At 41.5% G+C, this 18,513-nt stretch carries 13 protein-coding genes; 11 read left to right on the top strand and 2 right to left on the bottom strand.

Features of this window, described 5'->3' with window-relative positions:
- Nucleotides 1-5: 5 nt before the first annotated feature.
- From mmsB to shiA, 6 genes are all read left to right on the top strand, one after another.
- Nucleotides 6-896: a 3-hydroxyisobutyrate dehydrogenase gene (gene mmsB / locus MKX14_RS15025; RefSeq protein WP_174743204.1), complete on the top strand. Its 891-nt coding sequence runs from the start codon at nucleotides 6-8 to the stop codon at nucleotides 894-896.
- A gap of 77 nt (nucleotides 897-973) precedes the next feature.
- On the top strand, nucleotides 974-2,623 hold the full coding sequence (locus MKX14_RS15020) for an AMP-binding protein (RefSeq protein ID WP_240282822.1): 1,650 nt from the start codon (nucleotides 974-976) through the stop codon (nucleotides 2,621-2,623).
- 11 nt (nucleotides 2,624-2,634) lie between these two features.
- A complete protein-coding gene (locus MKX14_RS15015; protein ID WP_046813270.1) occupies nucleotides 2,635-3,762 on the top strand; it encodes an acyl-CoA dehydrogenase family protein in 1,128 nt (375 codons plus the stop codon).
- A gap of 21 nt (nucleotides 3,763-3,783) precedes the next feature.
- A complete protein-coding gene (locus tag MKX14_RS15010; RefSeq protein ID WP_031959470.1) occupies nucleotides 3,784-4,557 on the top strand; it encodes an enoyl-CoA hydratase in 774 nt (257 codons plus the stop codon).
- A 12-nt stretch (nucleotides 4,558-4,569) separates the two neighbouring features.
- Nucleotides 4,570-5,595: an enoyl-CoA hydratase/isomerase family protein gene (gene hibcH, locus MKX14_RS15005; protein ID WP_032012778.1), complete on the top strand. Its 1,026-nt coding sequence runs from the start codon at nucleotides 4,570-4,572 to the stop codon at nucleotides 5,593-5,595.
- Between the two features lie 120 nt (nucleotides 5,596-5,715).
- A complete protein-coding gene (shiA, locus tag MKX14_RS15000; protein ID WP_240282820.1) occupies nucleotides 5,716-7,068 on the top strand; it encodes an MFS transporter in 1,353 nt (450 codons plus the stop codon).
- Nucleotides 7,069-7,158: 90 nt separating this feature from the next.
- Here the strand turns inward: shiA and abaI are convergent, their stop codons facing one another.
- Nucleotides 7,159-7,725, bottom strand: coding sequence for an acyl-homoserine-lactone synthase AbaI (gene abaI, locus MKX14_RS14995; RefSeq protein ID WP_240282819.1), 567 nt, complete (start codon nucleotides 7,723-7,725; stop codon nucleotides 7,159-7,161).
- A gap of 63 nt (nucleotides 7,726-7,788) precedes the next feature.
- Nucleotides 7,789-8,205, bottom strand: coding sequence for a DUF4902 domain-containing protein (locus MKX14_RS14990; RefSeq protein ID WP_046813275.1), 417 nt, complete (start codon nucleotides 8,203-8,205; stop codon nucleotides 7,789-7,791).
- 818 nt (nucleotides 8,206-9,023) lie between these two features.
- On the opposite strand from MKX14_RS14990, the gene abaR reads away from it, so the two are divergent.
- From abaR to dhbF, 5 genes are all read left to right on the top strand, one after another.
- Nucleotides 9,024-9,740 (top strand): LuxR family transcriptional regulator AbaR, encoded by a 717-nt coding sequence (gene abaR, locus MKX14_RS14985; RefSeq protein ID WP_046813537.1) that lies wholly within the window; start codon nucleotides 9,024-9,026, stop codon nucleotides 9,738-9,740.
- Between the two features lie 819 nt (nucleotides 9,741-10,559).
- On the top strand, nucleotides 10,560-12,449 hold the full coding sequence (locus tag MKX14_RS14980) for a fatty acyl-AMP ligase (RefSeq protein ID WP_240282817.1): 1,890 nt from the start codon (nucleotides 10,560-10,562) through the stop codon (nucleotides 12,447-12,449).
- Nucleotides 12,450-12,500: 51 nt separating this feature from the next.
- The gene (locus tag MKX14_RS14975; protein WP_240282902.1) at nucleotides 12,501-14,276 is read left to right on the top strand and encodes an acyl-CoA dehydrogenase; all 1,776 of its coding nucleotides are present in this window, start codon (nucleotides 12,501-12,503) and stop codon (nucleotides 14,274-14,276) included.
- Nucleotides 14,273-14,533, top strand: coding sequence for an acyl carrier protein (locus tag MKX14_RS14970; RefSeq protein ID WP_001030690.1), 261 nt, complete (start codon nucleotides 14,273-14,275; stop codon nucleotides 14,531-14,533). The genes MKX14_RS14975 and MKX14_RS14970 overlap by 4 nt, the downstream gene beginning before the upstream one ends.
- Nucleotides 14,530-18,489, top strand: a complete 3,960-nt coding sequence (dhbF, locus tag MKX14_RS14965; RefSeq protein WP_046813540.1) for a non-ribosomal peptide synthetase — start codon at nucleotides 14,530-14,532, stop codon at nucleotides 18,487-18,489. Before MKX14_RS14970 ends, dhbF begins: the two co-directional genes overlap by 4 nt.
- Nucleotides 18,490-18,513: the final 24 nt, after the last annotated feature.

Genomic DNA, 18,513 nt, shown 5'->3' with positions numbered 1-18,513 from the left:
CACGGATGAATATCGCCTTTATCGGTCTAGGAAATATGGGCGGCAAAATGGCCCATAACCTACTTAAAGCCGGAATCAAAGTTTATGGTTATGACCTCAGTGAAGTTGCTATTCAGCACTTCGCCGAGGCAGGTGGCATAGTCTGCGACAGCCCACAGGCAGCAGCAAAACAAGCTGATGTGGTCATTACCATGTTGCCTGCAGCAAAGCATGTTAAAGACGTTTACTTGGGTGAAAATGGTGTATTGGAGGTGCTAAAAGCAGGTAGCTTATGCATTGATAGCAGTACCATTGACCCGCAAACCATCAAAGATATTTCGGCTGTTGCACATAGCAAAAATATTAAAATCTGTGATGCACCAGTCTCTGGTGGAACCATTGGTGCTCAAGCTGGAACTTTAACCTTTATGGTAGGTGCCGATGATCAAACCTTTAACGAAGTAAAACCAGTGCTCAGCCACATGGGCAAAAATATTGTTCATTGTGGTGATGTCGGTGCAGGCCAAATTGCCAAAATCTGCAACAACCTGATTTTAGGTATTTCAATGGCCGCTGTTGCTGAAGGTATGGCGCTTGGTGTGAAACTCGGCATCGACCCACAAGCATTGGCAGGCGTCATTAACACCTCAAGTGGCCGTTGCTGGAGTTCGGATGTATGTAACCCATGGCCGCATATTAATGAAAATGCGCCAGCATCTCGCGGCTATCAAGACGGCTTTGCGACTCAGCTGATGCTAAAAGATTTAGGACTTGCTGTAGAGGCCGCGGGCCAAGTCAAACAGCCAGTGGTATTAGGTGGCATGGTGCAACAGCTTTATCAGCAAATGTGCATGCGTGGTAATGCTCATCTCGATTTTTCGAGCATTATTCAGCAATACCTGCCACAAGAGGCGTAACGGTAAAGCCAAAGGATGGCTTTAAACACATTAAACCCTGTCGTGAATAACAACAAATCCGGACTGAGGGAAAAGATATGATGGATTATCAAAATGCTGCACAGGCTTTCGATTTGGAAAGTACTGCAAAACAGATGTTGTCAGGTTCACTGGATGCACTCAACGCTTGTTATGAATGCTGTGATCGACATGCAGATGGCGACAAAATTGCGCTGTATTGGCAAGGAAAAGACGGAAGAAAAGAGCAATATACCTTCCGTGAATTAAAAGAGTGGTCAAGTCAGTTTGCCAACTTTCTAAAATCACAAGGTGTAAAAGCAGGTGACCGTATTTCAGGTCTATTACCAAGAACACCTGAATTGATCGTGACTATTTTTGCAGCTTGGCGAATTGGTGCTGTCTATCAACCACTATTTACTGCATTTGGCCCAAAAGCGATTGAGCACCGTATTCAGCTTGCACAAAGTAAGCTAGTGGTGACCGATATGGGCAACCGTAGCAAGCTTGATGAAATTGAAAATTGCCCTGCAATTGTGACTGTCGCTGACGCACAAGGTACTCCGCTTAAAGCAGGTGATTTTAATTTTTGGAATGAAGTGAAACAGCAGTCTGATCAATGCGATCTGGTTATGCGTAGCATTCAAGATCCTTTCTTGCTCATGTTTACTTCAGGCACTACAGGTCCTGCTAAACCATTGGAAGTGTCATTAAAAGCACTAATTGCCTTTGGTCGATATATGCAAGATGCGATTGGTTTAACCGAAGAAGATTCGTTTTGGAACATTGCCGATCCGGGCTGGGCGTATGGTCTCTACTATGCGATTACTGGGCCGTTATTCTTAGGTCACGCTACTTTATTCTATGAAGGTGGTTTCAGCACAGATAGCCTATGCCAAATTGTGAAAGATTATAAAGTTAACAACTTGGCAGGTGCACCAACGGCTTACCGTATGATGATGGCGGCTGACCCAGCACAAATGGCGCCCTTAAAAGGGCAGTTCCGTGTAGTGAGCAGTGCCGGTGAACCGCTGAATCCAGAAGTAATACGCTGGTTTAAACAAGTGCTTGATGCTCCGATTTATGACCACTATGGGCAAACTGAAGTGGGCATGGTGGTATGTAATCATCATGGTTTAAAACATGAAATTCATGCTGGTTCAGCAGGTTTCCCAAGTCCGGGCTATCGCGTTGCGATTGTCAATGAACAAGGTGAAGAACTTCCAGCGGACACCCCAGGAATTTTGGCAGTCGATATTAGCCAGTCTCCAATGATGTGGTTCGGCGGCTATAAAGAAAGCCGAAAATCGCCATTTGTTGGTCATTACTATTTAACTGGCGACACTGCCGAGCTTCATGCCGATGGCAGCATGAGCTTTGTTGGTCGTAGTGATGATGTAATCACTACATCGGGCTATCGTATTGGGCCTTTCGATGTAGAAAGCGCACTACTCGAACACGATGCTGTAATTGAAGCAGCAGTGATTGGTGTGCCTGACCCAGACCGTACCGAAGTGGTTAAGGCATTCGTGATTTTATCCGCGACTACTCAACCATCAGAAACACTTGCTGAAGAACTTAGTCAGTTTGTTAAAAGACGACTTTCTGCTCATGCTTACCCACGTTTAGTTGAATTTGTGAGTGAATTACCTAAAACTCCAAGTGGCAAAATTCAGCGCTTTTTATTGCGTAATCAAGAAATTGCTAAACAACAAGCTAAAGCAGGGTAAAGGAAATAATAATGCAATTTACCGAAGAACAATTACTCATTCGTGATATGGCGAAAAGTTTCGCCCAAGAACAAATTAAGCCTAATGCCAGCGATTGGGATCGAGATGGAACTTTCCCAAAAGAAACCTTGGCTCAAATGGGGCAACTCGGTTTTATGGGTATGCTTGTTTCAGAGCAATGGGGCGGTTCAGACACGGGTAACTTAGCCTATGTACTGGCACTTGAAGAAGTTGCAGCAGCAGATGGCGCAACCTCAACCATCATGAGCGTACATAACTCGGTTGGCTGTGTGCCTATTTTAAAATTTGGTACTGACGAGCAAAAAGAGCGCTTTTTAAAACCTCTGGCGCAAGGTGAAATGATCGGTGCTTTTGCTTTAACCGAACCACATACTGGCTCAGATGCGGGAGCCATTAAAACCCGAGCGGTGAAAGATGGCGATGATTACATCTTAAATGGTGCAAAGCAGTTTATTACCTCTGGTGATAATGCAGGTGTCATTATTGTGTTTGCCGTGACCGATCCGAGCGCGGGCAAAAAAGGTATTAGTGCCTTTTTAGTCCCACGCGAAACGTCAGGCTATGAAGTGATTCGTGTTGAAGAAAAACTGGGTCTGCATGCTTCAGATACCTGTCAGATTGCTCTGACAGATGTACGTATCCATAAAAGCTTAATGCTGGGTAAAGAAGGCGAAGGCCTGAAAATTGCTCTCGCCAATTTAGAAGGTGGCCGTATTGGTATTGCTGCACAAGCAGTCGGTCTAGCACGTGCGGCGCTCGAAGAAGCGACTCGTTATGCCAAAGAGCGTATTACTTTTGGGAAACCAATTTTTGAGCATCAAACCATCGCGTTTCGCCTTGCCAGCATGGCAACTGAAATTGAAGCAGCGAGACAACTGGTTCACTACGCTGCGCGTTTAAAAGAAGCAGGTCAACCGTGTCTCAACGAAGCTTCAATGGCCAAGTTATTTGCTTCAGAAATGACTGAGCGTGTGTGCTCGAGTGCGCTACAAGTGTTTGGTGGCTATGGCTATCTCAGAGATTTCCCAATTGAACGTATTTATCGTGATGCGCGTATTTGTCAAATTTACGAAGGCACAAGTGATATCCAACGTTTAGTGATTGCACGTAGTCTATAAAATCAGAACAAGGAATAAATAATGCAGTGGCAAAGTATTTTATTAGAAAAGCGTAATGGGGTTGGACTGATTACATTAAATCGCCCTCAAGCGCTCAATGCTTTAAACAGTGAATTAATTAGTGAAATTAATCAGGCATTAGATCAGCTCGAAAAAGACCGCGAAATTGGTTGCATCGTATTGGCAGGTTCTGAAAAGGCTTTTGCCGCAGGTGCCGATATTAAAGAAATGGCTGATTTGGCATTCCCTGATATTTATTTAGATGATTTTTTTCATCTTGCAGACCGTATTGCACAGCGCCGTAAACCTCTAATTGCTGCGGTGAGTGGCTATGCATTAGGTGGTGGCTGTGAATTGGCGCTCATGTGTGACTTTATCTATTGTGCTGATAACGCCAAGTTTGGTTTACCCGAAGTGACTTTAGGCGTAATTCCCGGTATTGGTGGCACACAACGCTTAACTCATGCGATTGGTAAAGCCAAAGCAATGGAAATGTGCCTTACCGCTCGTCAAATGGGCGCTGTAGAAGCAGAACAAAGTGGTTTAGTCGCACGTGTGTTTACTAAAGAAGAATTACTTGAACAAACCTTGCAAGCCGCTGAAAAAATCGCAGCACGATCTTTAACTGCAAACATGATGCTCAAAGAAACCATTAACCGTGCTTTTGAGGTGAACCTTACTGAAGGCTTACGTTTTGAAAGACGTATGTTCCATTCAATATTTGCAACATTTGACCAAAAAGAAGGAATGCAGGCGTTCGTTGAAAAACGAAAACCAAATTTTAAAAATCAATAAGAGATCAATAAAATGAATACAGAAAATCACTTAATGATTGAGCAACAAGGTAAGTTGGGCATGATTACCTTAGATCGAGTGACTCATCTCAACGCATTGTCGCTAGATATGATTAAAAGTATTGGTGCCCAATTGGAACTGTGGCGAAATGATGCTGCGGTTCAGGCAGTATTAATTAAGTCAAATAGTCCAAAAGCCTTCTGTGCAGGTGGAGATATCCGCTATCTCTATGACAGTTATAAAAATGGCACGGCCGACTACAAAGGCTACTTTAGCGCCGAATATAAAATGCTAAATATACTGCGTGAATATGAAAAGCCAATCATTGTTGTGCTTGATGGCTATGTTTTAGGTGGCGGATTTGGCTTGGCTCAAGCTTGTCACATTGTGGTGAGCAGTGAAAAGTCCAGATTTGCTATGCCTGAAACAGCGATTGGCTTTTTTCCAGACGTTGGCGCAACGCATTTCCTGTCTCGTCTTGATGATATTGGTGTTTATATGGCAATTACGGGTGAGCAGATCAGCAGCAGCGATGCGCTCTATCTCGACTTAATTGACTACCATGTGCCAAGTGAGCAGTTACAAGCTTTGCAAGATGCTCTGGTTGAAGCGCCAAGTTTAAGCAAAGAGGGAATTGAACGCATCATTACCCGATTTATTACTCGCCCTGCCGAAAGCGAATTAAAACAATTGGCTGAAGGTATTCGTAAACACTTCGGATATCAGCATTTAGATGAAATCGAGCAAAGTCTTGAAAATGAACAAGATGAAAGCTTAAAGACTTGGGCAAGCAAGATGCTCAGCATTTTGCAGCAGCGCTCATTTATTGCCAAACAAACCAGTTTAAAACTGCAACATTTAGGTCGAGGTCTCTCTTTACCTCAGTGCATGCAGCTTGAACGTGATTTACAGGATATCTGGTTTGAGCATGGTGACTTTATTGAAGGTGTCCGCGCTCTCATTGTCGATAAAGACAAACAACCACAGTGGCAAGAACGTAATTCGAAATTTGAGCCAATTTTAGAAAAATTGAGCTAAGCCTTATTACGCAACTCTAAAAAGCTTAAGGAGATAAAGCGAGACCTGAAAATGCTTATGGTCAGGGTTGGTCATAAGCATAAAAAAGATAAAACAAGAAAATCTAAAAAGGATATTACGATGCAATCAATACATGGAAACGGTTCAAATACTAAAAAGTCGTCACATCGATTAGCAGGCATCTCTAGCATGGTCGGCACCACCATTGAGTGGTATGACTTTTTTATTTATGGTGCGGCGGCAGCGCTCATTTTTAATAAGCTATTTTTCCCAAATCTGGATGCACTTACGGGTGTGCTTGCCGCATTCGCAACCTATGCTGTTGGGTTTATTGGGAGACCATTAGGCGGTTTAGTCTTTGGTCATTTTGGTGACAAGATTGGCCGTAAATCGATGTTGCTATTGACCTTGATGCTCATGGGGATCCCAACCGTAATGATTGGCTTATTACCGACTTATGAATCAATTGGATATTGGGCTGCGATTGGCTTGGTTGTCTTGCGATTTATTCAGGGGATGGCAATGGGCGGTGAATGGGGCGGTGCTGTGCTCATGGCTGTTGAACATGCACCCGAAGGCGGTAAAGGGTTCTGGGGAAGCTTGCCCCAAGCCAGTACAGGTGGTGGCTTAATGCTCGCCTCAATCGCGCTAGGGCTGGTGTCGTTATTACCTGAAGAAGCGCTGTTTAGCTGGGGGTGGCGTTTACCATTTCTTGCCAGCATTATTTTACTGGCAGTGGGTTGGTATATTCGAGTAAAAGTGCCAGAGTCACCAGATTTCGAAAAAGTAAAACAGCAGTCTGAAGAAGTCAAAGTTCCTGCTTTACAGGTTTTTAAAAATCATCCGAAGCAACTCATCACTATTATTTTGGCGCGCGCTGCTGAAAATGCATGGTTCTATATTGCCTCAACCTTTACGTTGGCTTATACCACTGCACAACTTGGAATCCCACGCCAAGACATTTTGTTTGCTACCATTTGCGGTGCAATAGTCATTCTATTTATGACACCTTTATGCGGACATTTGTCGGATAAAGTCGGCCAACGCAATATGTTTATGTTTGGCCTATGCATACTGGCGCTTTACTGCTATCCATTTTTTACCATGCTCAACACAAAAGATCCGGTATTAGTGTGGACAGCAATTGTTTTAGCGATTGGCGTTGTGTTCCCAATTATGTATGCGCCGCAAGCTCAGCTTTTTGCACGTCAATTTCCAGCGGAAATTCGTTATAGCGGAATCTCGATTTCGGTACAGTTGGCTGGCGTATTAGGTGGCGGTTTAGCACCAATGATTGCTACTAAATTGTTGAGTGTCGGGCAGGGTAATCCATATTTAATTATGCTTTATATTGGAAGTATGGCTGTAGTCGCAATTATATCGACGTCATTTATGCCGCGTGATTGGAGTGTTAAAACGGATGAAGCTTATTATAAAAAGTCGAATTTAAATTTAAAAACCAAAATTGATTAATAGCTATTAATGTTTCTTAATCGTATTGCTACCTAACTATATAAAAATTGGGACTCATGCCAAAAATATGTATGAGTCCCAAATAAGAAATTAAATATCAATCAAGCATGCAAACATTGCATATCCATCAATAACCATGGGTGGGCCTGCACGATGAGCTCGAAAACCCGCAGCACGTAATAACCGCTCTACCCCCAGAGGAGAGGTGGTAATGAGTTGTTTTGCGCCTTGTTCTCTTGCAAAGTTGATAGATTCTTGCAGAATTGCAATAGAGACGGGCGATGACACAGCTTGACTAGCTGAAGACGGCGGATTCGAGAAATCTACTGCTGAGAATCTTGATAACTCCCAAATTTCTGGTGAGCAAGGAATAGGCATTCCATTAAGTAATTGAGGAAATATCTCACCAAGTAAATAAGGTTGAGTAGTCGGTAGTAATCTGGCACAACCAATAATATTTGATTCTCTATCTTGAGCGACGACATAGGCAGTATCGACTTTGTCAAACTGATCTAGTTCTTCATTATTAGGACAGTTCAACTCCCAACCTAAATATTCAACAAATACCTTATAGCGGTAATTTTTAAATTTAGTATATAGGCCTTCTGAAAAATTATTTTGAAATCCAGCAATAACATTCATTACAAGTGCTTCCACTTATTTTTCAAGTGACTTTACTTAACAGGTGAGGAAGCGGTAACTGTAAGAATTTACAGGTTTCTAAGAGAAATATGGAGTTAATTTAGCCATTGTTTGGGTTGTATTGATTTGAGCATAAATGAACTGTTCCCAGAACAAAGTATCGATTTTCTTTTCAATTAGTGTTTCAGTAACTTCAAATCCAATATCTGTACCTGATGCATCTACAAGCATAATATTGCTTCGAGGCAGTCCAATTCTTTTTATACTTGTGATGCCATTGTACTCAATAAATTCCCAATCCCATCCCGTACTTAAAGCTGGGGTCAGTGAGGTTGCCCATTCAGTAAAACCATAATAGAGAATTTGAGAATCTTTGATTTGTGTTGTTTCAACAATAGATATGAGGTGTTGGAGTGGATAGTTCATAAGCTGGTTCTCATTCATTCGAATAAAACCATCTGCTGATATTGAGAAATGAGGGGGGATGGTGACCATGCTACCTGTTCAAGTGACTTGAATTGGGGTTCAATGGATAAATAACATAAATTATTGCCAATAAAATACTGTTATGTTTAACAGGTTGAAGGCAATTTTATGACCAACATCGTTAAGCTGATCTTATTAGAGAGATATTGGGATATTAAGATTTACTTATATGATAATAAAATGAATTTAGATTTTTGGTGAGAAATAACTTCTTGAAACTTAATAAATAGCACAACCGATCATGAAATTTATATAGTGCACTTGTTCTCATTATTGAAAGGATAATTGTTGATAATACAAAATATAATCTAATTAGTTGATTTTTTGAATTATTGTAGATTTTTTTAGTTTATATATATAATAAATGGTAAAATTACATAACTTCGTTGTTATGGGAAGTTATTATTTAATTAAATTAACAAAAAATATAATATCAAGAATAAATGCTAGGCTACTTTTATCAATTTAAAAATAATTATTTTTTGGAATAAAATGCATCCTGTAAAATTTTTTTTTCAAGCATAATTTGCACCTGAAATATAACAACTTTAAAAGCTTTCAGAAATTTAGTTTATCTGAATAATTTGCAACCATTTAGGCTTAAAAGTGTTGTTAATTGAATGATGAATTCAAAATCTATAATTGAGAAATCAATAAAAGAGGAATAGGTGGTGAAATATCTGAGCAACCTCAAAATCTTTTAGATTCTCGGATCGCTTTATTGAAATAAGGGTAAAAGACAAGGCCTATACTTCAATTTGATCGCTTGGATTTATAAAATGTAAATGAACAAAAAATGATTTTTGGTCGGAGTCTAATGAGAGCAAATGGACAGTTGGCAAGAGGATTTATTATCAGCATTTCTGGTCGTACAAGATGAATACCAGTTATTTGAGATCGTTAAATCTACAGCTTCAAAGCTTGGCTTTGATTATTGTGCTTATGGTATGCAGTCGCCATTATCCATTGCTGAACCAAAAACGATTATGTTGAATAATTACCCAGAAGCATGGCAAAAGCGTTATGTAGAACAACAGTATGTCAAGGTTGACCCAACTGTGCAGCATTGTATGGTATCACTTCAACCTCTTGTCTGGTCGAGCCAATCTGCAAAGACACAAGAAGAAAAAGATTTCTGGGAGGAGGCACGTTCTTATGGCCTTAATGTGGGTTGGGCTCAGTCAAGCCGTGATTTTATTGGGACCAGAGGAATGTTAACACTCGCAAGATCCAGTGACCAATTGTCGGAGAAAGAGCAAAAGGCACAATATACAAATATGTACTGGTTGACCCAAATAGTACATTCCAGCATTGCTAAAATTGTGAATGATGTCGAGTTCTCTCAGTTTAATCTTTATTTAACAAACCGTGAAAAGGAGGTGCTACGTTGGACAGCTGAGGGTAAAACGTCAGCTGAGATTGCCCAGATTCTCGGAGTAACTGAAAGAACAGTAAATTTCCATCTCTGTAACTCAATGCAAAAGTTAAATGTAAATAATAAAATATCAGCAGCTATCAGAGCTGTAATGCTAGGCCTTTTGTAAAACCAAGTTTATAATATGAATTTGAATAAATATATTTTGTTTGCATTTTAAACCAAACGTTAAAAATAATATTTATTTTAATAAATATAAATAATTTAATTTTTATTTAAGCTATCTATAGTTTAATTAAATTTAAATTATTGTTTTATTTTGATTTAAAATGCAATATTTATTGTGATTAAAATATATATTATTAATACTGTTTTTAATTTTGATTTAATTTTTTAATATTTTTACACAATCTTAAAGTGAAGTTTATAGATTTAAGAAATTAACTTATAACTCTTGGATGATACCTAATTTTGAATCTTTAATTGTTAGTTAAATATGATTAACTCAATTCTTACCCTTGAATGTAAAGGATGGTGGAGTGAATATAGTTCTGAATTATATTAAATTTAATCATAGAAATTATAAATGTTATCTCAGATAAGAACCTAAATTTAAGGACCTATAAAAGAAAAATTAGAACTAAATAAGTATTTTTTAGATTAGAAAATCTTCAAAAGCTTTACTTAAGGGTTTCTAGATCGAGACTATCAGAATGAGTTTTTAAATTTAATTAATTACAAAAATTTGTAGTCTATAACTGAATAAAAAATAATTATAAAAGTGATTTAATATCTTAATTTTAAATAAAAGTTGCTTAACCTGTAAATACTTACAGGTGTAATAAAAAACACCCACACATAAAATATAATGTGAATTTATATTTTAAACAAAAAAGTATATTCATTTTTATTAAACCCCCAGCTAGAAGTTGAATTTCTGAAATAGCAGGTTTTTTTAAGGGTTAATTATAATTAATCGGAGTAAGTTATGGCTGTAATGTGTACGGATAATATCATTGCAACTTTGGAATCCCACGCGAAATTAAATGGAGCTAAGACCGCTTTCGAGTATTTAGGACGTCAATCTGGTGGTATTCAATCTCTGACGTATGCGGAACTCAATAAGCGAGTTCAACACCAAGCTCAGATATTACTAAACCTTGTAGACAGTGGCGATCGTGCAGTATTGCTATTTGAACCTGGCCTAGACTTTATCGTATCCTTTTTTGCTTGTCTGAAAGCCAAAATTATCGCAGTACCAGTCAGCTTACCGTTTAATCGTAATGGTTTTTCTAATATTTTGAATATTATGAATGACTGTGAGCCAAAGATAGTACTCACAACAAAAAAGATTCTTGAGCTATCAGGTCTGATCACATTAAAGGCTCAAAATGAAAGCTTAATATTACATGCCGTTGATGCCCAATTGCAGCGTGATTTGGTAGAAAAGGATTTTCCGCTTATTGCAGAACAAGATATCTGCTTCCTGCAATATACTTCGGGATCAACAGGTTGGCCTAAAGGGGTGATCGTTACCCATAAGAATATTATGGCAAATGAAGTCATGATTGCCGAAGCCTTTTGTACGCAGCCGGATGATATTGGCCTGACATGGCTTCCTGTTTATCACGACATGGGATTAATTGGCTCAGTTTTACAGACCGTTTATGTGGGGCTAACTTGTTATGTTATGTCGCCGCTGGACTTCGTTCGAAAACCGCTGAAATGGCTACAATTCATTAGTGAGAAAGGTGTCACGATCAGTGGTGGACCAAACTTTGCCTATGAATTGTGTTTGCATCGTATCTCTGATGAGGATGCTGCAGCGCTTGATCTGAGTCGCGTTCGTGTAATGTTTAACGGTGCTGAGCCAATCAAAGCTCACGTTATGCAGCGCTTCATGGAGAAGTTTAATACTCAATCGAAATTGAAACTGGATACTTTCTTGCCATGTTATGGCTTGGCAGAAGTCACGCTCTTAGTCAGTGGTGTAACCGGTCCTCTCAATGCAATTTCACTTGATCGTGACAAATTAAATGCCCACTTGGTACAAAGCAGTCAAGACCAGAATGCTGTACAAGTGGTGAGCTGTGGCAAGATCTCTGCACACATCGATTGCCGTATCGTCAATCCACATACCCATCAAGAAGTCGCTGCTCATGAAGTCGGTGAAATCTGGTTGGCAGGTGAGAGTGTGACAGCAGGTTACTGGCAGAAGCCAGAGGTCAATCAGGAAACTTTTGCGGCGACTATTGTCGATGAAGCGGGTCAGCCTAGCCAAATACATTACTTAAGAACGGGCGATATGGGCTTTATCAAAGATGGAGACCTTTATGTGACTGGTCGTCTTAAGGATGTGATTATTATTCGTGGCAAGAACTATTACCCACAAGATATCGAGTGCTCTGTTGAAATGGCGCATCCTGCTGTTCGTAAAGGTTGTGTTGCAGCAGTGAATGTTGCTGATTCTGACGGTGTTACGGTTGTACTTGAGATCAAAAAGAAATCACTAGATAAGACTGTCAATTTTGAAGCTATTAGAACTCAGGTCAAGGAACAAGTGACAGCTGAGATTGGCTTGCCTGTAGAAGGTGTCTTTTTACTGCATCAAGGCCGAATAAATAAGACCACGAGCGGCAAAATTAGAAGAAGAAAAATTAAAGAGCAGATCGAACGCGGTCAATTGGTCTGTTTAACCCATCCAAACCGTAGAACGGTGATTGCTCGAAACTATGTCAAGAACGGTTTAGAAGTCATCCGTGATCGTGAGCAGCGGGGGCAGCTGATTCGTTATAGCTCCAATCTACTCAACTCAATGATCAAGGAACGTGAAGTGCGCAAGCTGATTTTTAATCGTCTGAAAAGTGCTTTGTTTTAAACCCTTACCCTTTAATCATTTGAGTGAAAATTCATGTCACTTACATCCAATTTGCGGCAGTTTCAATCTGCCGCTCGTCTGGAGCAAATTTTAGGCTCCGTACATGATACTAACAACGACTTTTCTTGGTCCGCTGCCATCGAACGTGATGAGAAAGAACAGTACCCTCAGCGTGCTGTTGATTTTCTGAATGCGGTAGGTATGAACCGTTTCTATGTACCTTCAGAGCTTGGAGGTCGTATGGAAATTGGTGAAGAATTGCTATATCTACATCGCGTGCTGGCACGACGAGATCTAACCATCAATTCGACTTATAGCACGAATGCTTGGTCCGTGATTGTCTGGATCGGCGGTAATGCGAATCAATGCCAAAATATTGCTAGTCGAATTTTGAGTGGTGCTGCTCCAGCGCTGGCTTATAGCGAGAAAGCCCATGGCGCCGACCTTTTATCTAGTGAAGTAACTGCACAATCTACTGAAAGCAAGTATGTTTTGAATGGCGAAAAATGGTCAATCAATCGTGCCACTTTAGGTGACTCTTTAAGTCTGATTGCTAAAACATCGGATGATCGTGGACCACGTAGCCTAAGTGCATTCTGGCTCGATAAGCGTCATATGGCTTCTAAAGGAACGTATAGCCTGAACCGACTACCAACAGTGGGTATGCGTGGGCTAGATATCAGTGGTATTGGCTTTAACAATGCTGAAATTCACAAAGATGCTTTGATCGGTGAAGAGGGCCAAGGGTTGGAACTTGGACTCAAAACCCTACAGGTAACGCGTGCATATTGCAGTAGTTTCTCGCTGGGGGCTGGCGATACGATGCTACGAATCGCGACTGAGTTTGCCATTGAACGTGAGTTATATAACAAAAAAGTAATCAGTATTCCATTAGTGCGTGAGCAGCTCGCTACAGCCTATGCCTACCTTTTAGCGGCTGAGGTGTTATCACTTGTTGGCGCACGCGGATTACACGTTTGTATTAATCAGTTCAGTACATGGTCGCCAATCGTCAAGGTGCTGGTGCCTGAGTATGTAGAGTCGCTTGCCAAGATCACTTCTTCAGTACTTGGGTCACGTTTCTTCTTAAGAAATGCATATGCAGATGGAATGTACCAGAAAGCATTCAGAGACCATCTGATTGTTAGTGTGTTTGACGGGAGTAGCACCGTTTGTCTAGACAGTCTGAGTTTCCAGCTCAAATCAGCCAATAAAGGTCGTAGCAAAAAAGCCGACCATCTCAACCAAGCCGAAGCTAAAGCACGCTATCGCCAGTTATATGACTTGCAGGTAGAGACCGGTGCTATTGATTTCCGCGAGCTTGAAATTTTCAACCGAGATGGTGACTTGGTGATGGAATCACTAGGAACAATCATCGAAATGCTCAACGATGCCGATATTACAGCAGGGTTGTCTGCTGAGACACTCACCACGCTACGGGAACAAGCAAACCAACTTCTGGTTGAACAGCATTCTTTAGATCAAAAAATTCAGGATTACTTCTCAAATTCTGAGCAGAGTAAAGAGTTTGAAACGTTGCGCTTTAGCCTTGCCCGTAGCTATGCCGAGTTATTTGCTCGCATTGCTGTGCTGGGTTTCTGGGTCTTTAACCGTCAGGGCTTAAGACCTGCTTTACAGGATGGTGCATGGCTGATCATTTTCTTAAATGCCGCTGAAGGACAGACAGCTCCTCCAATGACGTCATTACGTGAAAGCACATTGGCAGATTTGCTAGACCGAATTTCAACCAACCATATGTTATCTGTCATCGATTTTGCACTGGCACCACGTGATGCCAAACCGGTTAAAGAGGAAATTACCCCATGAATAAAGATAAAGCTTATTGGAGCGCAATTATTCGCACGCTAGTAGCTAAAGAAATGCGTGTAGAGCCTGAGACGATTGATCCAGATCAAAAATTTACCAGTTATGGTCTTGATTCGATCGTTGCTTTGTCTGTATCTGGGGATTTAGAAGATCTGACAAAACTGGAGCTTGAGCCGACCCTCTTATGGGATTACCCAACAATCAATGCTTTGGCTGAATATCTTGTTTCTGAGTTGCAACAGGGAGTTGCTTCATGAACAACCTTGCACGACTAGAACCGGAAGTTCTGTCGCGTCATGCGATTTCTGCGGAACAGCTTGGTATTTGGTACATCCAGCGTCTTGAGCCAACTTGCAGTGCCTACAATATGGTGGTGGCCTTTGATGTGAAGGTCAATCAACCATTAGGCAACAAGCCGATGGAGATTCTGGAAGCGGTCATGCATGATTATCCGCTGTTGCGTGTCAGCATGCCTGCCAATGATCAGGGAATTGAGCAACTCATCTGGGATCGCGTCTATCCGAATATCATCTTTTCTGATGCTCGTCATATTGAAGCTTCTGATTTGACGCAATTGGTTGAGCAAGATACTAAGCAGCCATTTGACCTGACTCAGCCACCATTGTGGCGTGTTCATTGTTATGAGCGTGGACAAAATCACTATGTGATTGCCGTTGTGATTCATCATGCGCTCATGGATTTTTGGTCAATTGGTCTGTTGCTGCGAGATATTAGTAAACGTTTTGGACTTGTTGCAGAGTCGGATACAGTGAACGGAATTGAGTTTGCACAGTATGCCGATAAGCAGCAGAGCAGCGTAATCGATGATACTGATGAAAGTTTAATTTTCTGGAAAAATGCACTGAAGCATGCACCACATGTGCATAGCATTCCACTTGATTATCCTCGTCCAGCTGTACAGCAGCATAAGGGTAGCTCACTGGCTTTCCGTGTACCTGAATCAGTGTCATCTGGTCTTGTAAACTTGGCGAAAGATTATGAGATCACATTGTTCGGACTTGTGCTATCTGGTTTCTATATCCTGCTGCACAAACTCTCTAATGAAAATAATCTAGTGATTGCCACACCTGTAGCTGGTCGACTTGAACGCTCTTTGCGTAATGCATTGGGGCAATTCGTCAACACAATAGCTATCCAGATGGACATCGATGCTGATTTGACTTTACGTCAATTTACACAGCAAGTTCAGGAACAATTAAGACAGAGCCTTAAGCATCAAAAAGTTGCTTTTTCTAGAGTAGTTGAGGCGGTCTCGCCAAAACGTGATGGCAGTATTAACCCATTGGCTCAGGTAGGAATGTTCTGGGAACGTCTCGGTGGTATGGATGAGTTTAAAGAACTACTTCTGCCAATTCAGACCCCAGCTACTTTGGTTGGTCAAGATCTGACGTTAGGAAGTTTTCCAGTTCGTCAGCAAGAAGGACAGTTGGATATTACGCTAGAAATGGGCGGTGAATATCAGGGTGAACTTGTTGGAGTATTGAAATATAACACTGAGTTGTTTTCTGCGCAGTCTGCCGAAAATATGGTGCAGCTGCTGCAAGCTGTACTAGCAGAGATGGTGGCTCATCCTGAACGTAAGATCGTTGAGTTAAATATCGCACCTGATTATAAAGATGGTATTCAGTTCGAGGCCCTCCGTGGAAAGGCGACTGATTATGCTCAGCATGATCTATTCGCAATGATTTTAAAGCAGATTGATGAGCGCGGTGATCATTATGCTTTGACCTCGAACGATCATGCGGTTAGCTACCGTGAGTTAGGTCAACATATTGCTGGTATTGCTGAATATTTACGTGCACACGGTATTACACGTGGCGATCGTGTAGGTCTCATGTTAGACCGCACAGCGTTACTGCCAGCAGCAATCCTTGGGATCTGGGCGGCAGGGGCAGCTTATGTGCCACTGGATCCTAACTTCCCAACTGAACGTCTACAAAACATCATTGAAGATGCCGAACCTAAAGTCATCTTGACTCAAACCGAGTTAATGGATGCTCTTAACAGTTCTGTGCCTCGCTTAGATATCAATCAAGCTGGTGTTGTCGCACTTGAGAAAGTGCGCGAGACGCTTGCTTTTGGTGACATTGCTTATGTGATGTACACATCAGGCTCGACAGGTAAGCCTAAAGGTGTACGTATTGGGCATCCTTCAATCATCAATTTCTTGCTATCTATGAATGATAGATTGCAAGTAACGACTGAAACTCAGTTGTTAGCAATCACCACTTATGCATTTGATATTTCGATTCTTGAATTACTCATTCCGCTGATGTACGGCGGTGTGGTGCATGTTTGTCCACGTGAAGTATCACAAGACGGCAATCAACTCGTAGATTATCTAAATGCTAAGTCTATCAATGTTATGCAGGCTACACCCGCTTCTTGGAAAATGCTCCTAGACAGCGAATGGAGCGGCAATGCGGGATTGACAGCACTCTGTGGAGGCGAAGCGTTAGATACTATTCTGGCAGAAAAACTGCTGGGTAAAGTTGGTTGTCTATGGAATGTCTATGGTCCGACCGAAACTACAGTGTGGTCTAGTGCGGCTCGTATCACTGATGCAAAGTGTATTGATTTAGGTGAACCACTGGCGAATACCCAGCTTTATGTTCTTGATGAGCAGCAGCGTTTAGTTCCACCAGGCGTTATGGGTGAGCTTTGGATTGGCGGTGATGGTCTGGCAGTTGATTACTGGCATCGACCTGAACTGACAGATGCACAATTTAGAACATTGCCATCTCTACCAAATACTGGTCGACTCTACCGTACAGGGGATAAAGTCTGCCTGCGTACAGATGGACGTTTGACTCATCATGGACGTTTAGACTTTCAGGTCAAGATCCGCGGATTCCGTATTGAACTGGGTGAAATCGAGAATGTTCTCAAACAAATCGACGGTATCACAGATGCAGTAGTGCTAGTTAAGACCGCAGCTGACAGCGACCAGAAACTGGTGGCGTATGTAACTGGACAAGAGCTTGATATTGCTGGTTTAAAAAAGACCCTACAAATCCATCTTCCAGCTTATATGGTGCCAAGTGCGTTTATCCGATTGGATGAATTTCCAATGACGGCCAACAATAAGTTGGATCGTAAGGCATTTCCTGAGCCGATCTTTGAGCAGAGCAATGATTATGTTGCACCGCGTGATCCGATCGAAATCGAGCTGTGTACTACCTTTGAACAGATCTTGTCGGTCAAGCGAGTTGGTATACACGATGATTTCTTTGAATTAGGTGGGCATTCTTTATTAGCTGTGAAGCTTGTCAACCATCTTAAAAAGGCTTTCGGTACCGAACTGTCAGTTGCTTTGTTGGCACAATATTCCACTGTGGCGAGTTTGGGTGAAATCATTCGCGAAAATAAAGAAATTAAGCCATCTATCGTAATTGAACTACGCCGTGGAACCTATGAACAACCGCTGTGGCTGTTCCATCCAATTGGTGGCAGTACCTTCTGTTATATGGAACTTTCGCGTCACCTCAATCCGAACCGTACCTTACGTGCTATTCAATCTCCTGGACTGATTGAAGCCGATGCTGCTGAAGTGGCGATTGAAGAAATGGCGACGCTCTATATTGCTGAAATGCAAAAGATGCAGCCTCAAGGACCTTATTTTCTTGGTGGCTGGTGTTTCGGTGGGGCGATTGCCTACGAGATCAGTCGTCAGTTGCGTCAAATGGGGCAACAGGTCACAGGTATTGTCATGATCGATACTCGTGCTCCAATTCCAGAAAATGTGCCTGAAGATGCCGACGATGCCATGCTTTTGTCTTGGTTTGCCCGTGATTTGGCTGCACCTTATGGCAAAAAGTTGACGATCCCAGCGCAATACTTGCGTGAATTGAGTCCAGATCAAATGTTTGATCATGTACTTAAAGAAGCTAAGGCCATCAATGTTCTGCCTCTCGATGCAGATCCATCAGATTTCCGACTTTACTTTGATACCTATTTAGCGAATGGCATCGCACTCCAGACCTATTTCCCAGACCCTGAAGATTTTCCAATCCTTTTGGTTAAGGCAAAAGATGAACTGGAAGACTTTGGGGAAAGCTTGGGTTGGGATCAACTGGTCAAAGAAACATTTACACAAGTGGATTTGCCTGGTGACCATTCATCAATTATGTACGCTGAGAATGTCGTGGCTGTGGCCCAGACCATTGATCAGATGTATCCAATTCCTGCATAAGAAATACAAGAAGGTAGAACCACT

The sequence above is a fragment of the Acinetobacter pittii genome (assembly GCF_022449185.1).
In the GTDB taxonomy this organism is placed as follows: Bacteria; Pseudomonadota; Gammaproteobacteria; order Pseudomonadales; family Moraxellaceae; genus Acinetobacter; species Acinetobacter pittii_I.
The sequence above is the reverse complement of the archived record's forward strand: the minus strand, read 5'-3'. Positions and strand labels throughout refer to the sequence as shown.